Annotated in this window: 13 protein-coding genes; 6 read left to right on the top strand and 7 right to left on the bottom strand. The window is 60.6% G+C overall.

Annotated elements, in window-relative coordinates:
- Positions 1-4 precede the first annotated feature (4 nt).
- Both AC07NR_RS25650 and AC07NR_RS25645 read left to right on the top strand, forming a co-directional pair.
- The gene (locus AC07NR_RS25650) at positions 5-3,673 is read left to right on the top strand and encodes a transporter substrate-binding domain-containing protein (RefSeq protein ID WP_495079734.1); all 3,669 of its coding nucleotides are present in this window, start codon (positions 5-7) and stop codon (positions 3,671-3,673) included.
- 48 nt (positions 3,674-3,721) lie between these two features.
- Positions 3,722-6,667 (top strand): HD domain-containing phosphohydrolase, encoded by a 2,946-nt coding sequence (locus AC07NR_RS25645; protein ID WP_495079733.1) that lies wholly within the window; start codon positions 3,722-3,724, stop codon positions 6,665-6,667.
- On the opposite strand, the gene AC07NR_RS25640 is transcribed toward AC07NR_RS25645, so the two are convergent.
- Both AC07NR_RS25640 and AC07NR_RS25635 read right to left on the bottom strand, forming a co-directional pair.
- Positions 6,668-7,150 (bottom strand): GAF domain-containing protein, encoded by a 483-nt coding sequence (locus tag AC07NR_RS25640; RefSeq protein ID WP_085710746.1) that lies wholly within the window; start codon positions 7,148-7,150, stop codon positions 6,668-6,670.
- Positions 7,147-8,037: an ATP-binding protein gene (locus AC07NR_RS25635; RefSeq protein ID WP_495079732.1), complete on the bottom strand. Its 891-nt coding sequence runs from the start codon at positions 8,035-8,037 to the stop codon at positions 7,147-7,149. Before AC07NR_RS25635 ends, AC07NR_RS25640 begins: the two co-directional genes overlap by 4 nt.
- 166 nt (positions 8,038-8,203) lie before the next feature.
- Here AC07NR_RS25635 and AC07NR_RS25630 point away from each other — a divergent pair, with 166 nt between their 5' ends.
- A complete protein-coding gene (locus AC07NR_RS25630) occupies positions 8,204-10,525 on the top strand; it encodes a hybrid sensor histidine kinase/response regulator (RefSeq protein ID WP_495079731.1) in 2,322 nt (773 codons plus the stop codon).
- Here the strand turns inward: AC07NR_RS25630 and AC07NR_RS25625 are convergent.
- From AC07NR_RS25625 to msrB, 3 genes are all read right to left on the bottom strand, one after another.
- A complete protein-coding gene (locus tag AC07NR_RS25625) occupies positions 10,509-10,970 on the bottom strand; it encodes a MarR family winged helix-turn-helix transcriptional regulator (protein ID WP_495079730.1) in 462 nt (153 codons plus the stop codon). The two genes, AC07NR_RS25630 and AC07NR_RS25625, sit on opposite strands and share 17 nt — an antisense overlap.
- Entirely contained in the window at positions 10,967-11,452 is a 486-nt protein-coding gene (locus tag AC07NR_RS25620; protein WP_085730592.1) for a glutathione peroxidase, read from the bottom strand. Before AC07NR_RS25620 ends, AC07NR_RS25625 begins: the two co-directional genes overlap by 4 nt.
- Before the next feature lie 102 nt (positions 11,453-11,554).
- Positions 11,555-11,950 (bottom strand): peptide-methionine (R)-S-oxide reductase MsrB, encoded by a 396-nt coding sequence (gene msrB / locus AC07NR_RS25615; protein ID WP_085711016.1) that lies wholly within the window; start codon positions 11,948-11,950, stop codon positions 11,555-11,557.
- 225 nt (positions 11,951-12,175) lie between these two features.
- Here msrB and AC07NR_RS25610 point away from each other — a divergent pair, with 225 nt between their 5' ends.
- Together AC07NR_RS25610 and htpX are read left to right on the top strand one after the other, a co-directional pair.
- Complete coding sequence (locus AC07NR_RS25610) at positions 12,176-13,387, top strand: pyridoxal phosphate-dependent aminotransferase (protein ID WP_085710751.1); 1,212 nt, start codon at positions 12,176-12,178, stop codon at positions 13,385-13,387.
- A gap of 303 nt (positions 13,388-13,690) precedes the next feature.
- Complete coding sequence (htpX, locus tag AC07NR_RS25605; protein ID WP_085710752.1) at positions 13,691-14,578, top strand: protease HtpX; 888 nt, start codon at positions 13,691-13,693, stop codon at positions 14,576-14,578.
- Between the two features lie 54 nt (positions 14,579-14,632).
- Here htpX and AC07NR_RS25600 read toward each other — a convergent pair whose 3' ends face one another.
- Complete coding sequence (locus tag AC07NR_RS25600; RefSeq protein WP_495079729.1) at positions 14,633-15,289, bottom strand: thiopurine S-methyltransferase; 657 nt, start codon at positions 15,287-15,289, stop codon at positions 14,633-14,635.
- Between the two features lie 102 nt (positions 15,290-15,391).
- Here AC07NR_RS25600 and AC07NR_RS25595 point away from each other — a divergent pair, with 102 nt between their 5' ends.
- Positions 15,392-16,159 carry a DODA-type extradiol aromatic ring-opening family dioxygenase gene (locus AC07NR_RS25595; RefSeq protein ID WP_495079728.1) on the top strand — a complete coding sequence of 256 codons (768 nt, stop codon included), beginning with the start codon at positions 15,392-15,394 and terminating at the stop codon, positions 16,157-16,159.
- An 84-nt stretch (positions 16,160-16,243) separates the two neighbouring features.
- Here the strand turns inward: AC07NR_RS25595 and AC07NR_RS25590 are convergent, their stop codons facing one another.
- The gene (locus AC07NR_RS25590; RefSeq protein WP_007955707.1) at positions 16,244-17,917 is read right to left on the bottom strand and encodes a DEAD/DEAH box helicase; all 1,674 of its coding nucleotides are present in this window, start codon (positions 17,915-17,917) and stop codon (positions 16,244-16,246) included.
- Positions 17,918-18,311: the final 394 nt, after the last annotated feature.

Genomic DNA, 18,311 nt, shown 5'->3' with positions numbered 1-18,311 from the left:
CGACATGCCCAGTCGCTTGAAAAACTGCCTGTTTGTATTGAGTGCATGCCTTGGGTTGAGTGCTCATGTAACAGCCGCCCCCGTCATCTCGCAAGACCTGGCCCTGCTCAGTCGTTCGACCGACAAGTTGCTTCCGGTCCTGCTTGAACATGCGCAACGGGACTGGTTGCACAATCGCAATGAGTTGGTTCTGGGCACATCGGCTCCCGACTATCCACCCTTTGACATGACGGCCAGCGGCCGCGATTACGAAGGGTTCACGGCCGATTACGCCGGACTGATCGGTCAGGCAACCCGCCTGCCGGTCAGGGTCAAGCGCTTTGCCACACGAGACGCGGCGATCCGGGCATTGGTCGACGGCAGCATCGACATGCTTGGCACGTCCAACGGTCTGGAGGCGGAAAACGTCAACATCGTACTGTCCAGCCCTTACGCCATCGATCAACCGGTACTGGTCACCCGTACGGGTGAAACCCGGTCTCTGAGCGAAGGTCTGGCCGGATTGCGGCTGAGCATGCTGTATCACTATCTGCCGCTGGACGAAGTCAAGGCGCTGTATCCCAAAGCCCTCATCACCTCCTATCCGTCTTACCAGAATGCCATCAACGCCGTTGCCTTCGATCAGGCGGACGTATTTCTCGGCGACACCATTTCCACCCACTACATGATCAGCAAGGGGTATCTGAACAACATCCGCATGGCCAATTTCGGCAAGCACGAAGCCCACGGTTTCAGCTTTGCCGTGCGTCGCGACAATCCTCAACTGCTGGGTATCATCGATAACGTGCTCAAGGCTGTCCCCGGCAGCGAGCGGGAAACCATCGCCAAACGCTGGAGTGCCGGCAGCGATACCTTGCTGACCGACCAGAAACTGCAACTGACCCACCGCGAAGAACAGTGGCTGAAGAAACACCCGGTGGTGAGCGTGGTCGTCAACGAGGCCTTTGCCCCCCTGAGCTTCTTTGACACCGATGGTAACTTTCGCGGCATCAGCGCCGACCTGCTGGAACTCATTCGGTTGCGAACCGGCCTGCGCTTCGAAATCCGCCGCAGCCGCAGCGACGCCGAGATGATCAAACAGATCGAAAACCATCAGGCCGACCTGATCGCCGCCCTGCTGCCGACCGCCCAACGCGAGGAAACCCTGAAGTTCAGCCGCCCCTACCTTGAAAACTCCTATGTCCTGCTGACCCGCAAGGCTGCCGACAGTCCGACCCACCTGGGTCAGCTCAAGCGCAAGCGCCTGGCCATCGCCCAGGGCAATCCGATGATCGAGTACCTGCGCAACGAGTTTCCACTCATCCAGTTGATCGAGACCCCGGACACTTTCAGTGCCGTGGCATTGCTCGACGAGGGTCTGGTCGAAGGCGCCGTGAACTCGCTGGTGATCGCCAACTACTTCATCGCTTCGCACATCTTCGAACATCCCTTGCAGATCACGACCACCATCGGCACCCGGCAAGCCGCCTTTTCCCTGGCAACCGCCAGAGACAACACCGAACTGGGCTCGATCATCGACAAGACCCTGATGAGCATATCGCCCGAAGAACTGGGCATCATCAATGGTCGATGGAGGGGCTATTCAAGCCTTTCGCAAGGCACCTGGCACCAATACCGGCGTCTGTTCTATCAGGTGATCGGGGCGGCCGGTCTGCTGTTGCTGCTGTCGATGCTGTCGATGCTCTGGAATGCCTACATGCGTCGCCAGATCAAACAGCGCCAGGCCGCCGAACGTGCCTTGAACGATCAACTGGAGTTCATGCGCTCGCTCGTCAACGGCACGCCTCATCCGATCTATGTGCGTGATCGACAAGGGTTGCTGCAAAGCTGCAACGACAGTTACCTCGAAGCCTTCAAGGCCAGACGCGAGGACGTCATCGGCAAGAATGTGATGGAAGGTGCTCTGAGCAACGCGTTCGAAGCCAGGGCCTTTCAGGCCGACTACCAGCGGGTCGTGAACGAGGGCAGACCGCTGGTGCTCGACCGGCCGTTGCATATCGGCAACCGGCGCATGACGATCTATCACTGGATCCTGCCATACCGCGACTCCAGCGGTGATGTTCAGGGAATCATCGGCGGCTGGATCGATATCAGTGAACGTCATGAGCTGCTCGACGAGCTTCGTGCCGCCAAGGAGCAGGCCGATGATGCCAACCGTGCCAAGAGTACTTTCCTGGCGACCATGAGCCACGAAATCCGTACGCCGATGAACGCGGTCATCGGCATGCTCGAACTGACACTCAAGCGCATGGACAAAGTGCATCCGGACCGATCCAGCATCGAAACCGCCTACAGCTCGGCCAAGGATCTGCTGGGTCTGATCGGTGACATTCTGGATATTGCCCGGATCGAATCCGGGCGCCTGAGCCTGAGCCCCGAACGGGTCAATCTCATCGATACCATCGCCTCGGTGGTCCGGATCTTCGACGGCCTGGCCCGGCAAAAACGGCTGGCACTGGTGGTGAACGTCTCCCCGCCCGAACTGAACATCGACGTACATCTGGATCCCTTGCGTTTCAAACAGGTGCTGTCGAACCTGATCAGCAATGCCATCAAATTCACCGAAAAAGGCCAGATCAGGATCTCGCTGGAACTGCTGGACAGCGATGTTCCCGCTTGCTCGAAGGTTCAACTGACGGTTCAGGACAGCGGCATCGGTATTACTGCCGAAGATCAGCAGCGGCTGTTCGAACCTTTCACCCAGGCCAGCCATGGCAGGAACCGGGCAATCAGCGGTACAGGACTGGGGCTGGTCATCAGCCGCAGCCTGTGCAAAATGATGGGAGGGCAACTGCAATTGAGCAGTCAGCCCGGAGTCGGCACACAAGTGAGTGTGTCGCTACCACTGGCGATCATGCCCGCTGAGGTGAAAAGCCGGAAACACGAACCACAGATCCAGACCGCCCTCACGCCCCTCAACGTTCTGGTGGTCGACGATCACCCGGCCAATCGCCTGCTGATGTGCCAGCAACTCGAGTTCCTGGGACACCGTTTCAGCATTGCCGAAGAAGGCCAGAGCGCACTGGAACAATGGAAAAACGGCGCATTCGATCTGGTCATCGCCGATTGCAACATGCCCGTCATGAACGGCTATGAACTGACCCGCGCGATCCGGCGCCACGAAGAACTTACGCAACGCCCGACCTGCACCGTGCTGGGGTTTACCGCCAATGCCCAACCGGAAGAGGTGCTTCGCTGCAAGCAGGCCGGCATGAACGAGTGCCTGTTCAAACCACTGAGCCTGAGTGCCTTGAGCCAATGGGTCGACAGTGTCCGGCCAATCCTCGATGCACCTGTGTTCCATACCTCTGCGTTCAACCTGCAGGGGCTTTATGCGCTGACCGGAGGGAACCCCGCTCAGACCAGGCGACTGTTGACCGAACTTCTGAAAAGCAGCCGGAATGACCGCCGGGATCTACAAGCCTTGTCCCCCGGCCGGGATCACCTGGCGCTGGCCGAGATGGCGCACAAGATCAAAGGCGCTGCACGCATTGCCCAGGCATCACGCCTGATCAACAGTTGCGACGCACTCGAACAGGCTTGCCTGCAAGCTTTGCCGGTGGAGGAGATCGAACGCCGGTGCAAGGCGAGCAACTTCGCCATTCTCGAACTGGAGAAGGCGTTGGAGCAGCAACTGACGTTGACCGACCACAGCAGAATGACCGGGCCTTAACTATGCTTGGACGCTGAGCAGTGTGTTTATCAACTCGGAGAGTCCGCAATGCCCAGCCCACTGCGCCCGGATCAACGCCGGTTCCCCCTGCACGTGCACATCAGCGTCATGTTCACCTTTCTGTTGTTGCTCACCGGGGTCGTGCTGGGACTGTTCAACTACCGGCAGACCACACAGATCATTCTGTCGAGCAGCGAAAAACTGTTCGAGCGCATCGAGCAGGATGTGCGCGTCGATCTGCAATCAACCTATGCGCCGATCCGGCACTTGCTGAGCCTGCTCGCGGACAACCCCGGGACTCAGGCCTCCGCCCTTGAACAACGCCTGACCCTGCTCAAACCGTTCAGCCAGTCACTGGCAGACAATCCTGATCTGGCCTCGTTGTATCTGGGTTACGACAACGGTGATTTCTTCATGGTGCGGCCGTTGCGCACCGCCTCACTGAAAACCTTGCTAAAGGCGCCGGATGCAGCGGCCTATCAGGTCTGGAGCATCGAGCATGACGCCAATGGCGGCGTCAGATCACAGTCGCTGTTCTTCGATCGGGCGTTGTCGGCGGTCGGTCGTCAGGACAATCCGGACGATGCCTACGACCCGCGCAGCCGGGGCTGGTACATCGGCGCACAAAAACAGAACGAGCAGATCACCACCGAACCCTACGTGTTCTTTTCCACCCACAATGTCGGCACCACCCTCGCCCGACGCAGCGGTGAGCATGCAGTGATCGCTGCCGACCTGACCCTCGACGCGCTGTCGGCGACCCTGACCAAACATGTGGTGACGCCAGCGACAGAAATCGTCCTCTTCGACGCCGAAGGCAACGCCGTAGCGTACCCCGACAGCAGCCGGCTGATCGTCGATGACCGAACCGCGCGTCTGGCCAAGGCAGCCGACCTGAGCCCGAGCCTGCATGCCCTGCTGTCTGCCGATCATCAGGGCAAACGCCTGAATGCTGACGGGCGCCGCTGGATCGTCGCCCGCAGCAGCCTGCAGGAAGGTGGTCCGAAAGGTTTGCAGATGGCCTTGCTGGTGCCGGAAGACGAGTTGCTGGTCGATGCCTATCGCATGCGCTGGCAAGGTGCATTGATCACCCTCGCCACCCTGCTGTTATGCCTGCCGCTGGGCTGGTTGATCTCGCGGATTCTGGTCAAGCCGCTGCATGCACTGGTCAAGGAAGCCGACGCCATCCGCAGCTTCGATTTCAACTTTCCCGTGACCCGTCGCTCGCCGGTGCTGGAGGTCGATCAGTTGAGCCTGTCGATGGCGCGGATGAAGGACACTCTGGCCAGCTTCTTTCGCATCACCGACAGTCTGACCGCCGAAACCCGCTTCGCCCCGCTGCTGCAACGGGTGTTGTTCGAAACGGTGCAGATTGCCCAGGCGCAGGCGGGGCTGATCTACCTGCGGGAAAGTGATGGCAACCGCATGGAACCTTACGGGCTGGTAGTCGACGGCACTTCCCGGCCGCTGGCAGCGTTCGATATTCAAGGCCACGACCTTGATACCGCACAGGGTCCGGCCTGGTTCGAGCAACTGGCGCAGGCCGACAACGTGGTCAGCAACCTCGGTTTCGAAGAGGCCGCGGACCTGCAAAAGGTCCTGCTGGCCATGGACACGCCGCGCGTCCACCTGATCGGGATCCGCCTGCACAACCAACACAACGAAACAATCGGCCTGCTGGTGTTGCTGATCAATGACAGCGGCACCCCGGCCGACCTTGAAAAGCTGCGACCCGACCGCATCGCGTTCCTGCAAGCGGTGTCCGGCGCGGCGGCGGTGAGCATCGAAAGCCAGCGCCTGCAAGCCCGGCAGAAACAGCTGCTCGACGCGTTCATTCAACTGCTCGCAGGCGCCATCGATGCCAAGAGCCCTTACACCGGCGGGCATTGCCAACGTGTGCCGGAACTGACCCTGATGCTCGCTCACGCAGCGGCGGCGAGCGAAGCCCCGGCCTTCAGCGACTACCAGCCCAGTGAGGATGAATGGGAAGCCTTGCACATCGCTGCGTGGCTGCACGACTGCGGCAAGGTCACGACGCCGGAATACGTCGTCGACAAAGCCACCAAACTGGAAACCCTGAACGATCGCATTCACGAAATCCGTACCCGCTTCGAAGTGCTCAAGCGCGATGCCTGGATCAGCTACTGGCAAGCTCTGGCATCGGGTGGGGACGAACGACAACTGGCCAGCCTGCGCGACACGACGCTGGCGTCTCTGGATGATGATTTCAGTTTCGTCGCCCGCTGCAACCTGGGCAGTGAGGCCATGGCCGACACCGACCTTCAGCGTCTTGAGGGCATTGCGCAGCGCACCTGGACACGCACGCTGGATGATCGGCTGGGCGTGTCCTGGGAAGAAAACCGACGCCAGGCACGAACGCCGGCGCCGACCCTGCCCGTCAGCGAAAAGTTACTGTCCGACAAGCCCGAACACCTGCTCGAACGCGCCGACAGCGAGCTGATTCCGGAGGACAACCCATGGGGGTTCAAACTCGACGTCCCGCGCTACAAATACAACCGCGGCGAGCTGTACAACCTGAGCATTCCTCGCGGCACGCTGACCCGAGAAGAGCGCTACATCATCAATCACCACATGGTGCAGACGATCCTGATGCTCAGCCATCTGCCCTTCCCCGGGCATCTGAACAACGTGGCGGAAATCGCCGGCGGCCATCACGAAAAAATGGACGGCACCGGTTACCCGAAACGTTTGAAACGTGAAGAAATGAGCCTGCCGGCACGGATGATGGCGATTGCCGACATCTTCGAAGCGCTGACCGCTGCCGACCGCCCCTACAAAAAGGCCAAGACCCTCAGCGAGGCGCTGGGAATCATGGCCACCATGTGCCGTGAGGCGCATATCGATGCCGAGCTGTTCGGCCTGTTCATCCGCGAAGGCCTTTACCTGCAATACGCCAGTCGGTTCCTCGAACCGCAACAGATCGATGCGGTCGATCCTGCCGGCGTGCTGCGCAAGGCGGGCCTGGCAGCGTGATCAGCAGTCGGTCAGGCGCAGGAAGATCGCTGCCAGTCGTTCGATTCCGGCCTGATCGTCTGCGCCGAAACGCGAAAGCTTCGGGCTGTCGAGATCGAGCACACCGATCAGGCGACCGTCCTTGACCAGCGGCACCACCAGTTCGCTGTTCGACGCGCTGTCACAGGCGATGTGGCCGGGGAACGCGTGAACGTCTTCGACCCGTTGTGTCTGCAGGCTGGCCGCCGCCGCGCCACACACACCGCGACCGAACGGAATGCGTACGCAAGCGATCTGGCCCTGGAACGGGCCAAGCACCAGCTCTTCATTGCGATTGAGGTAGAAACCGGCCCAGTTCAGATCATCGAGCTGGTTGAACAGGAACGCCGAAAACTGCGCGGCGTTGGCGATGAAATCGCGCTCGTCCGCCAGCAGCGACTCCAGTTGTGCGGCCAACATGCCATAGCCTTCGAGGCCCTGGCCGCTCTGTTGCAAATCAATCATGCCTTGTGCTCCAGCAATTTCAGTCCCACCCAGTAACGGGCGAATTGGTACGCGCAACGTCCGTTGCGGTTGCCACGGCCGGTCGCCCAGCGCACGGCGAGAATGTCCAGCTGTTCGTCGCGCTGCCAGCTCAGTCCGGCCTTGGCGGCCAGTTGCCCGATCCAGTGTTCGACGACATTGAGGAAATGTTCCTGGGTAAACGGATAGAACGACAGCCACAGGCCAAAGCGATCCGACAGGGCGATCTTGTCTTCCACCGCTTCGCTTGGATGCAACTCGCCGTCGACGCGCTTCCAGTTTTCGTTGTCGCTTTCCTTTTCCGGCACCAGATGGCGACGGTTGGAAGTGGCGTACAGCAACACGTTGTCCGGCGCCTGCTCCAGCGAGCCATCCAGCACGCTCTTCAGCACGCGGTAATCGCCTTCGCCGGATTCGAACGACAGGTCATCGCAGAACAGCACGAAACGCTGCGGCAGCTTGGCGATCTGCTCCACCACACGTGGCAGGTCGGCCAGGTGATCGCGCTCAATCTCGATCAGGCGCAGGCCGGCCTTGGCGTGTTCGGCCAGCAACGCCCGCACCAGCGAGGATTTACCGGTACCGCGTGAACCCCAGAGCAGCGCATGGTTGGCCGGCATGCCGTCAAGGAACTGTTGGGTATTTCGGCCCAGTTGCTCCAGTTGCCGATCGATACCGATCAGGTCCGACAGACGCATGTCGAGGCTGACTTCCAGCGGCAGCAGATAGCCGCTGCGACCATCGCGCTGCCAGCGTGCAGCCAGGCAAGTGCCCCAGTCGATGACCGGGCGTGGCGCCGGCAGCAGCGGTTCGATCCGCGCCAGAACCGACTCGGCGCGCTCAAGAAAAGCATTCAATCGGGAATCCACGTCTTCTCCTCGGGCTGGTTCACAGTAATGATGGCGATACAGCGACAACCGATAGCGTTCGACACCCGGCCCGGCCCTTGTTACAAGGCGATGCGGGAACTCCGGTATCCATGCATGATCGACTATGCTTGAGCAGCGAAGGGAAACGTAAGTGGTTCAACACCCCATGGATATCAAATTCACCCACCGGCTGTCTTACAAGCAAGCCAGGCTTACCGTGCTGGTCGGGTTCATTCTGGGCACGCTGCTCAGTCTGCTGCAAATCGGCATCGATTATGCCAGTGAAGACGCCTCCATCAACCGTGAAATCCTGTCTTTGCTGGAAATCAGCCATAACCCGGCCTCGCGCATCGCCTACAACATCGATGCCGAGCTGGCCCAGGAACTCACGCTGGGCCTGCTGCGCTCGCCGGCCATCGTTTCCGCGCAACTGACCGACAACAATCAGACGGTGCTGGCCAGCGTCAAACGCCCGGAACTGCAAAGCGGCTATCGGTTGATCAGCGACTTTCTGTTCGGCGCCAAACGCGAGTTCGAAGACCGGCTCTATCTCGACCACTTGCCCAACGAATCCCTCGGTACGTTAAGCCTGGAAGTGGACACCTATGCCTTCGGCAGCCGCTTCCTGCGCCGGGCCGAAATCACGCTGCTCAACGGGTTCGCCCGCAGCCTGATCCTGACCGGCATCCTGCTGGCGCTGTTCTACGTGATGCTGACCAAACCACTGGTGCGGGTGATCCGTGAACTCAGCGGGCGCGATCCGCGCAGCGCCGAACCGACCACACTGGAATGCCCGGGCGGACACGCCAACGACGAGATCGGTGTGCTGGTGAAGGTCGCCAACCAGCAGTTCGAGAACATCGCCACGGAAATCCAGCAGCGGCGCACCGCAGAAAACCGCCTCACCGATTACCTCGCTCAACTCGAAGACATCGTGTCGGCTCGCACCGCCGAACTGAAAGCCATCAACGCCCGCCTCAGCCAGTCCAACGAGGAACTGGAAGTCGCCCGCAGCACGGCGCTGGACATGGCCGAGGCGCGCTCGGCGTTTCTTGCCAACATGAGCCACGAGATTCGCACTCCGCTCAACGGCCTGCTGGGCATGATCGCGCTGTCCCTCGACGGCCCGCTCACTGGCGAACAACAGCAGCAACTGTCCATCGCCCACGACTCGGGCAAGGTGCTGGTGGAGTTGCTCAACGATATTCTTGATCTGTCGAAATTCGATGCCGGGCAACTGGAGCTCGAGCACATCCCGTTCGACCTCGGTTCGCTCGTTGAAGACACCGCCAACTTGCTGTCACAGAATGCGGCGCCAAGCGTCGAACTGACGTGTCTGATCGATCCGCACTTTCCGGCGCTGGTACTCGGCGATCCGACCCGGGTCAGGCAGATTGTCAGCAACCTGCTGTCCAACGCCCTGAAGTTCACCCGCTTCGGCCGGGTCGATGTGCGTTTGTCGACCTGGAAGGACGGCGTGCGCATCGAAGTCTGCGATACCGGCATCGGCATTGCCCAGGAAGCCCAGGTGAAGATTTTCCAGCCATTCACCCAGGCCGGGGCCGGTATCACCCGCCAGTACGGCGGCACCGGACTGGGCCTGGCGCTGACCTACAACCTGTGCGAAGCCATGGAGGGGCGCCTGACGATCAGCTCCGAAGTCGGTTTCGGCAGCCAGTTCTGTGCCGAACTGCCGCTGCCCTGCCACACCCGCGCGGTCATTCCGGCACAACTGCATGGCAGCGTGCTTGCCATCACCACGGCGGCCAGCGGCCTGTCGGAGCTGCTGAGCAGTCTGTTGCCGGTCTGGGGCCTGTCGTACGAGCAGCGCACGATTGAAGCGTCACTGCTCGGCCCGTCACCGGACATCATCATCACGGATTGCCCTGAATGCCTGTTCGGCCTGCGGCCGACCATGACCGCACCGATTCTGCTGGTAACAGCCTACGGCAGTTTCCTGCCGGGCGAAGAGGCCGCCGCCCTCGCCCCGCTGCAACAGCAGGCTCGCCCCCTGGCTCGCAACGCGCTGTATCAGAATCTGCGCAGAACCCTGCAACCGGACATCACCACCATCGACCGCGGGCGGCTTGAAAGCGTGCCGTCACAGCGTCGCGGGCGGGTGTTGCTGGTGGAAGACAACCCGGTCAACCAACTGGTGGCCAAGGGCATGCTCAGTAAACTTGGTTGCGAAGTGGTAGTGGCGGCCCATGGCGCAGAAGCACTGGATCAACTGGAACACCATGAGTTCGATCTGGTGCTGATGGACTGCAACATGCCGGTGATGGACGGTTACGAAGCGAGCCGGCAGATCCGCCAGAGCGGTCGCTGGCCGCACTTGCCGATCGTGGCGTTGACGGCCAACGCCATGTCCGAGGAGCGTGAGCGCTGTCGGGCGGCGGGCATGAGCGACTACCTGGCCAAGCCCTTCCGCCGCGAAGAACTGGCCGCGCTGCTGGATCAGTGGATACCGACTACGACAGCGCTTTGATTTGCCCCAGCAGATGATCAAGCCCGGTGCGCAGCTCGTTGAGCCGATCCAGGTCCACGCCACTGTCGCACAGCAACCGGTCCTTCAACGGCCCGACCTGCTTGCGCAGTGCCAGCCCTTGGGACGTGAGGCTCAGGTGAACCTCACGCTCGTCCCGCGCCGAGCGTTGGCGCTGCACCAGTTGCAGCTGCTCCAGACGCTTGAGCAGCGGCGTCAGCGTCCCGGAATCCAGCGCCAGACGCTCGCCCAGTGCCTTGACCGTCGGTTGCTCCGGCGCCGCTTCCTGCCATTCCCACAACACCAGCATCGCCAGATATTGCGGGTAAGTCAGGCCAAGCTGATCGAGCATCGGCTTGTAGGCACGAATCACCGCACGGGAGGCGGCATACAACTTGAAGCACAGCTGACTGTCGAGCTTCAGGGCATCGGCGGACAGGTTGTTCATTTGAGCAGGGCTTCGATCTCGCGGCTCAGATCCTGCGGCTTGGTGGCCGGGGCGAAGCGCTTGACCAACTGGCCGTCCTTGCCGATCAGGAATTTGGTGAAATTCCACTTGATGCCCTGGGAACCCAGTACGCCCGGCGCGCGCTTCTTCAATTGCACGAACAGCGGATGGGCGCCGTTACCGTTGACTTCGATCTTCTTGAACAGCGGGAAGCTGACACCGTAATTCAGCTCGCAGAATTCGCTGATCGCCCCCTCGTTGCCGGGTTCCTGCTTGCCGAACTGGTTGCACGGGAAGCCCAACACCACCAGACCCTGATCCTTGTAAGTCTGCCAAAGCTCCTCAAGGCCTTTGTACTGTGGCGTGAAACCGCACTTGCTGGCAGTGTTGACCACCAGCACCGCTTTGCCGGCGAAATCGGCCAGGGTCTTTTGCTCACCCTTGATGGTGGTGCACGGGATGGTCAGCAGGTTATCGCTCATTGGTGCGCACTCCGGAAAGTTGAGAAGCTGCAAAAATAGCGAGCAATTGAATTGTGTGCAATTTAATTATCCGAAAGGCGATCCGAAGATCGCCTGCATCGGCTATTCGCGCGGTACCAGGTCCAGGCATACCGAGTTGATGCAGTAACGCAGACCGGTCGGCGGCGGGCCGTCGGGGAATACGTGGCCGAGGTGCGCGTCGCAGCGGGCGCATTTCACTTCGGTGCGGATCATGCCGTGGCTGGTGTCGCGGATTTCGGTCATGGCGCTGTCGCCGATCGGCGCGTAGAAGCTGGGCCAGCCGCAACCGGAGTCGAATTTGGTCTTGGAATCGAACAGCGGCTCATTGCAGCAGACGCAGTGGTAGACACCGTCGGTCTTCGTGGCGTTGTACTTGCCGGAGAACGGTCGCTCGGTAGCACTGAGACGGCACACGTTGTATTGCTCCGGGTCGAGCATCGCGCGCCATTCTTCCAGGGTCTTTTCAATCTTTTCCATCATCACACCTCAGCGGCTGAAAAAGCCCGATCTGTACCTTTTCCACGGATCGGGCGGCACGTATGATTGCGCCTCGTCACACGCCAGTCTGGCAGCGGGATCCTGCGCATTCAAACGGATTGTTGGAAACCGCCGCTCAAGACGCCTGCCTGTGTGAAGACGCAGGATTCCCAGCACGGTTGTCCATTCGCCGCCTGGATCGTTCATTTTCGGGATCACATCGCCATGCAGTTCAGCAAATCGAACAAGCTCGCCAACGTCTGCTACGACATTCGCGGCCCGGTGCTCAAGCACGCCAAACGCCTGGAAGAGGAAGGTCATCGCATCCTCAAGCTGAACATCGGCAACCCGGCGCCCTTTGGTTTCGAAGCGCCGGACGAAATCCTCCAGGATGTGATCCGCAACCTGCCGACCGCCCAGGGCTACAGCGATTCCAAAGGCCTGTTCAGCGCGCGCAAGGCCGTGATGCAGTACTACCAGCAGAAGCAGGTCGAAGGTGTCGGCATCGAGGACATCTACCTGGGCAACGGCGTGTCCGAGCTGATCGTGATGTCGTTGCAGGCCCTGCTCAACAACGGCGACGAAGTGCTGGTCCCGGCCCCTGACTATCCGCTGTGGACCGCTGCCGTGAGCCTGGCCGGCGGCAACGCCGTGCATTACTTGTGCGACGAAGGCGCCGACTGGTTCCCGGACCTGGCCGACATGAAGGCCAAGATCACCCCGAACACCAAGGCCATGGTGATCATCAACCCGAACAACCCGACCGGCGCGGTGTATTCGAAGGAAGTGTTGCTGGGCATGCTGGAACTGGCCCGCCAGCACAACCTGGTGGTGTTCTCCGACGAGATCTACGACAAGATTCTTTACGACGACGCCGTGCACATCTGCACCGCTTCGCTGGCGCCGGACCTGCTGTGCCTGACGTTCAACGGTCTGTCGAAGTCGTATCGCGTGGCGGGCTTCCGTTCCGGCTGGATCGCCATTTCCGGGCCGAAACACAACGCCCACAGCTACATCGAAGGCATCGACATGCTGGCCAACATGCGCCTGTGTGCCAACGTGCCAAGCCAGCACGCGATCCAGACCGCCCTCGGCGGCTATCAGAGCATCAACGACCTGGTGCTGCCGCAGGGTCGCCTGCTGGAACAGCGCAACCGTACCTGGGAATTGCTCAACGACATTCCCGGCGTGAGCTGCGTGAAGCCAATGGGCGCCCTGTATGCGTTCCCGAAGATCGACCCGAAGATCTGCCCGATCCACAACGACGAGAAATTCGTCCTCGACCTGCTGCTGTCCGAAAAGCTGCTGGTGGTTCAGGGCACGGCGTTCAACTGGCCGTGGCCGGATCACTTCCGCGTCGTGACCCTGCCCCGTGTCGATGACCTGGACATGGCCATCGGACGCATCGGCAACTTCCTCAAGTCCTACCGCCAGTAACCGGCCATCCGTGCGCAACGAGCCCTTCGTTGCGCACTGTCTGATTCAGCAACACTTCTGCTCCGCCCCTCCTCCAGCACCTTCTACACTTGCGACTCATACAAATCATGCGCGCCCGACGCAATGAGACCGGGTGGCCCGTGCCTGTCATCCATACCGGGTTCGGTAGTGGGAAATCTCCCATGCCCGGCGAATCCGGTGTAGGACACAGTTTGAAATAGTCACTCGGTTGAATCACCCGGTGCCGCGCCTTATATACCCCGCAGTACGCTACATCTTTAGCTTGAGGAGATTTCTACAACCATGATGCGCATCCTGCTGTTTTTGGCCACTAACCTGGCGGTCGTGCTGATAGCCAGCATCACCCTGAGCCTGTTCGGCTTCAACGGGTTCATGGCGGCCAACGGGGTTGACCTCAACCTCAGTCAGCTGCTGGTCTTCTGTGCCGTCTTTGGTTTCGCCGGTTCGCTGTTCTCGCTGTTCATCTCCAAGTGGATGGCGAAGATGAGCACGAGCACCCAGATCATTACCCAGCCGCGCACCCGTCACGAACAATGGCTGATGCAAACCGTCGAGCAACTGTCCCGCGAAGCCGGGATCAAGATGCCCGAAGTCGGGATTTTCCCGGCCTACGAAGCGAACGCGTTCGCCACCGGCTGGAACAAGAACGACGCACTGGTCGCGGTGAGCCAGGGCTTGCTCGAGCGCTTCAAGGAAGACGAAGTGAGGGCCGTTCTGGCCCACGAGATCGGCCACGTGGCCAACGGTGACATGGTCACCCTGGCGCTGATCCAGGGCGTGGTGAACACCTTCGTGATGTTCTTCGCGCGGATCATCGGCAACTTCGTCGACAAGGTGATCTTCAAGAATGAAGAAGGCCAGGGTACGGCCTACTACATCGCAACCATTTTCGCCGAGCTGGTGCTGGGCATTCTGGCCAGCGCGATCGTGATGTGGTTCTCGCGCAAACGCGAGTTCCGAGCCGACGATGCCGGTGCCCGCCTGGCCGGTACGGGCGCGATGATCAACGCATTGCAACGCCTGCGTGCCGAACAGGGTCTGCCGGTGCACATGCCTGATACCCTGAACGCCTTCGGCATCAACGGTGGCATCAAACAGGGACTGGCCCGTATGTTCATGAGCCACCCGCCGCTGGAAGAGCGTATCGACGCCCTGCGTCGTCGCGGCTGATCAGCCCGGCTACAAACAAAAGGCCCGCAGTGATGCGGGCCTTTTTTGTGCCTGTTACTGAGCGCTCAGGCGGTACACCCGCTCTTCCAGCCGCGTCACTCCTGCCTGCAGGAACTTCCCGCTTTCGCTCAAGATATCCTGCTCTTGCAGCGACTGCACCGCCCAGTCGCCACCGAACAGCTGCTGCACCTCGGCATCTGTCACCGCAAACGGCGGCCCGGGCATCTGAGCCTGATCATAATCCAGCGTGATCAGCAAACCACGCAGACCCGTCGGCAGGAAGCTCAACAAATGCGCCGAATAGCGCTCTCGCATCGGCGCCGGCAAGGCGATCAGCGCGGCCCGGTCATACAGCGCCGTGCAATCAGCCACATCGCTCGCGGACAAGGCAAAGAAATCCCCGCACCACAACTCGATTGCCCCGGCCCGATAAACCTTGAAGCCGCCCTCTTCGCTGATTTGCGGCTGTAGTTGCTGATCGCGGAAGAACTCCTCGACAGCCTTCTCGGACAGTTCGACACCGAGAACCCGAAGCCCCTGACCGGCCAACCACAGCAAATCCAGGCTTTTCCCGCACAACGGCACCAGCACCCGCGACTGCGCCGGGATGGCCAGATCGGGCCAATGCCGCTGCAAATAAGGATTCACCGCAGGCTGATGAAAGCCAATCTGGTTCGATTCCCACTTCTTGTGCCAAAACTCCGGCTGCATGCTTCCTCCTAAGAATTCGATCAAAAAGCGTTAAAACTTATATTGGAATTAGATCAATGAACTGACTGAAGATGAACCATCTTAACGCTCAGGAACCCTTCCATGTTTCCCAGCCTGTTTATCTCTCACGGCTCGCCCATGCTGGCGCTGGAGCCCGGTGCCAGCGGCCCGGCCCTGGCGCGTCTGGCTGCCGAACTGCCACGCCCGAAAGCCATTGTCATCGTTTCCGCCCATTGGGAGAGCCATGAGCTGCTGGTCAGCAGCCATCCGCAACCGGAAACCTGGCATGATTTCGGCGGATTCCCCCGTGCGCTGTTTGAAGTGCAGTACCCGGCACCGGGCAATCCGCAACTGGCCCGCGAGGTCGCCGACTTGCTGACCGCCAACAACCTGCCTGCACGCCTCGACCCGCAACGCCCCTTCGACCATGGCGTATGGGTGCCACTGTCGCTGATGTATCCGCAGGCCGACATCCCGGTGGTTCAGGTGTCCCTGCCCAGCCGTGGCGGCCCGACGTTGCAGACCCGCGTTGGCCAGGCGCTGGCCAGCTTGCGCGAACAGGGCATTCTGCTGATCGGCTCCGGCAGCATCACCCATAACCTGCGGGAACTGGACTGGCACGCCGGCCCGGAAAGCGTCGAGCCGTGGGCCCGGGATTTCCGCGACTGGATAATCGACAAACTGGCGGCCAATGATGAAGCCGCCTTGCACGATTATCGCCAGCAAGCGCCGAACGCCGTTCGTAGCCATCCAAGTGACGAACACCTGCTTCCGCTGTACTTCGCCCGCGGCGCCGGCGGCGAGTTCAGCATTGCGCACCAAGGATTCACCATGGGGGCGCTGGGCATGGACATCTACCGCTTCGGCTGACGTTCCCATCTCAAATCGCAGACATAAAAAATCCCCGAACCAGTCGGGGATTTTTTATGTTCGATCAATCAGCCCGGGGGCGGATCAATCTTCGCGGTAGCGACGCAGTTTCAGCTGCTTGCCGGCAACGCGAGTGTCCTTCAGTTTGGTCAGGAGTTTGTCCAGACCATCTTCCGGCAGCTCGACGAGGCTGAAGCTGTCACGCACCTGGATGCGACCGATGGCTTCACGTGCCAGGCCACCTTCGTTGAGGATGGCGCCCAGCAGGTTTTTCGCCGCAATACCGTCACGCGCGCCCAGCGCGGTACGGCAACGGGCACGGCCTTCGCCCAGCGGCATCGGCGCACGACGCTCGCGATCACCACGGTCCGGACGATCACCGGAACGCTCAGGACGGTCGCCACGTGGAGCGCTGTTCGGCACCAGTGGACGTTCCTTCTCGATCGCTGCCAGGTTCAGCGCCTGACCATTGGTGGCCTTGCGCAGCAGAGCGGCAGCCAGAGCACGCGGGGTGCAACCGATATCGGCGGTCAGGCGATCCAGCAGATCACCGTGAGTCGATTCGGCGTCAGCCACCAGCGGCGACAGGCTGTTGGTCAGTTTCTTGATGCGGGCATCGAGAACGGCCTGGGCGTCCGGCAGACGCACTTCGGCAACTTTCTGACCGGTCACACGCTCGATCACCTGCAGCATGCGGCGCTCACGTGGAGTCACCAGCAGCAGCGCGCGGCCTTCGCGACCGGCACGGCCGGTACGGCCGATACGGTGCACGTAGGATTCCGGATCGTACGGCATGTCCACGTTGAATACGTGGGTGATGCGCGGTACGTCCAGACCACGGGCGGCAACGTCGGTCGCCACAACGATGTCCAGACGGCCATCTTTCAGCGAGTCGATCACGCGCTCACGCTGGTTCTGGGCGATGTCGCCATTCAACGCTGCGGCTTTGTAGCCTTTGGCGTCGAGGGCGCTGGCCAGATCCAGGGTCGCTTGCTTGGTGCGCACGAACATGATCAGAGCGTCGAAGTCTTCCACTTCCAGCAAGCTGAGAACGGCAGAAGTCTTCTGGTCAGCGTGAACCAACAGGTGAGCCTGTTCGATCGCGGTAACGGTCTGGGTCTTGCTCTGGATCTTCACGTGCTTTGGATCGCGCAGGTGACGCTCGGCGATGGCACGGATCGATTGCGGCAGGGTCGCCGAGAACAATACGGTCTGACGGGTTTCCGGCATGGCCTTGAAGATGACTTCGAGGTCGTCCATGAAGCCCAGTTTGAGCATTTCGTCTGCTTCGTCGAGAACCAGGTGGTTCACGGTCTGCAGCACTTTTTCGTCGCGACGCAGGTGGTCGCACAGACGGCCCGGAGTGGCGACAACGATCTGTGCGCCATTACGGATTGCTTTCAATTGTGGGCCCATCGGCGCGCCGCCGTAGACAGCCACAACAGTTACGCCCGGCATTTGCTTGGCGTAGGTTTCGAAAGCGGTTGCAACTTGTAGCGCCAACTCACGAGTTGGGGCCAGGATCAGAGCTTGCGGCTCGCGCTTGGACGGATCAATGCGGTGCAGGATAGGCAGGGCAAAGGCAGCGGTTTTACCGGTACCGGTTTGCGCCTGACCAATCATATCGTGACCGGCGAGGATGATCGGGATCGACTGCTGCTGAATGGCCGAAGGCTCTTCATAGCCGGTAGCGACTACTGCAGCGACAATATTGGGATGAAGTTCAAGAGCGGCGAAGCCGCCGATTTCCTGGGTCATGGGTCTGCCTCTAAGTGCATCCGCAAAGACCCATGCTCCAAAGCTGCACATGCCGTGTTGAGACTCAAGAGTCGCCCTGGCAGCTTTGTCGGCGGGGATTTGCGAAAACGAATGAATGAAAAAGAATCGTCAAGGAAGAGCCCGCAGTGCGGACGTGCAGCCGAAGCTGACTTCGGGGAATTGCGCTACCTAAACGCGGCCCGGTTAAAGGCCGGCGCGCACTATACCGGAATTTGCCCAAAAAGGGAGCTTTTTTTATCGGTGAAATGCAGTTGTCACCGCTGTGTAACGGGGTTTTGCGGATAATCGGGCAAAGGTCTATTTTTCAAAGACCCCGGCCCTGCGGGCGATGGCGCTTAAACGATTCACCGACGTGCGGCATCTGGTCGCTGCA

The organism is Pseudomonas sp. GW821-FHT09C09 (assembly GCF_059418105.1).
This window is presented reverse-complemented; position numbering and strand designations above follow the sequence as displayed.

Coding starts and splice junctions, on each gene's coding strand:
- AC07NR_RS25650 (WP_495079734.1), top strand. CDS start 5: ATGCCCAGTCGCTTGAAAAACTGCCTGTTTGTATTGAGTGCATGCCTT.
- AC07NR_RS25595 (WP_495079728.1), top strand. CDS start 15,392: ATGTTTCCCAGCCTGTTTATCTCTCACGGCTCGCCCATGCTGGCGCTG.
- AC07NR_RS25645 (WP_495079733.1), top strand. CDS start 3,722: ATGCCCAGCCCACTGCGCCCGGATCAACGCCGGTTCCCCCTGCACGTG.
- msrB (WP_085711016.1), bottom strand. CDS start 11,950: ATGGAAAAGATTGAAAAGACCCTGGAAGAATGGCGCGCGATGCTCGAC.
- AC07NR_RS25610 (WP_085710751.1), top strand. CDS start 12,176: ATGCAGTTCAGCAAATCGAACAAGCTCGCCAACGTCTGCTACGACATT.
- AC07NR_RS25640 (WP_085710746.1), bottom strand. CDS start 7,150: ATGATTGATTTGCAACAGAGCGGCCAGGGCCTCGAAGGCTATGGCATG.
- AC07NR_RS25625 (WP_495079730.1), bottom strand. CDS start 10,970: ATGAACAACCTGTCCGCCGATGCCCTGAAGCTCGACAGTCAGCTGTGC.
- AC07NR_RS25620 (WP_085730592.1), bottom strand. CDS start 11,452: ATGAGCGATAACCTGCTGACCATCCCGTGCACCACCATCAAGGGTGAG.
- AC07NR_RS25630 (WP_495079731.1), top strand. CDS start 8,204: ATGGATATCAAATTCACCCACCGGCTGTCTTACAAGCAAGCCAGGCTT.
- AC07NR_RS25600 (WP_495079729.1), bottom strand. CDS start 15,289: ATGCAGCCGGAGTTTTGGCACAAGAAGTGGGAATCGAACCAGATTGGC.
- htpX (WP_085710752.1), top strand. CDS start 13,691: ATGATGCGCATCCTGCTGTTTTTGGCCACTAACCTGGCGGTCGTGCTG.
- AC07NR_RS25590 (WP_007955707.1), bottom strand. CDS start 17,917: ATGACCCAGGAAATCGGCGGCTTCGCCGCTCTTGAACTTCATCCCAAT.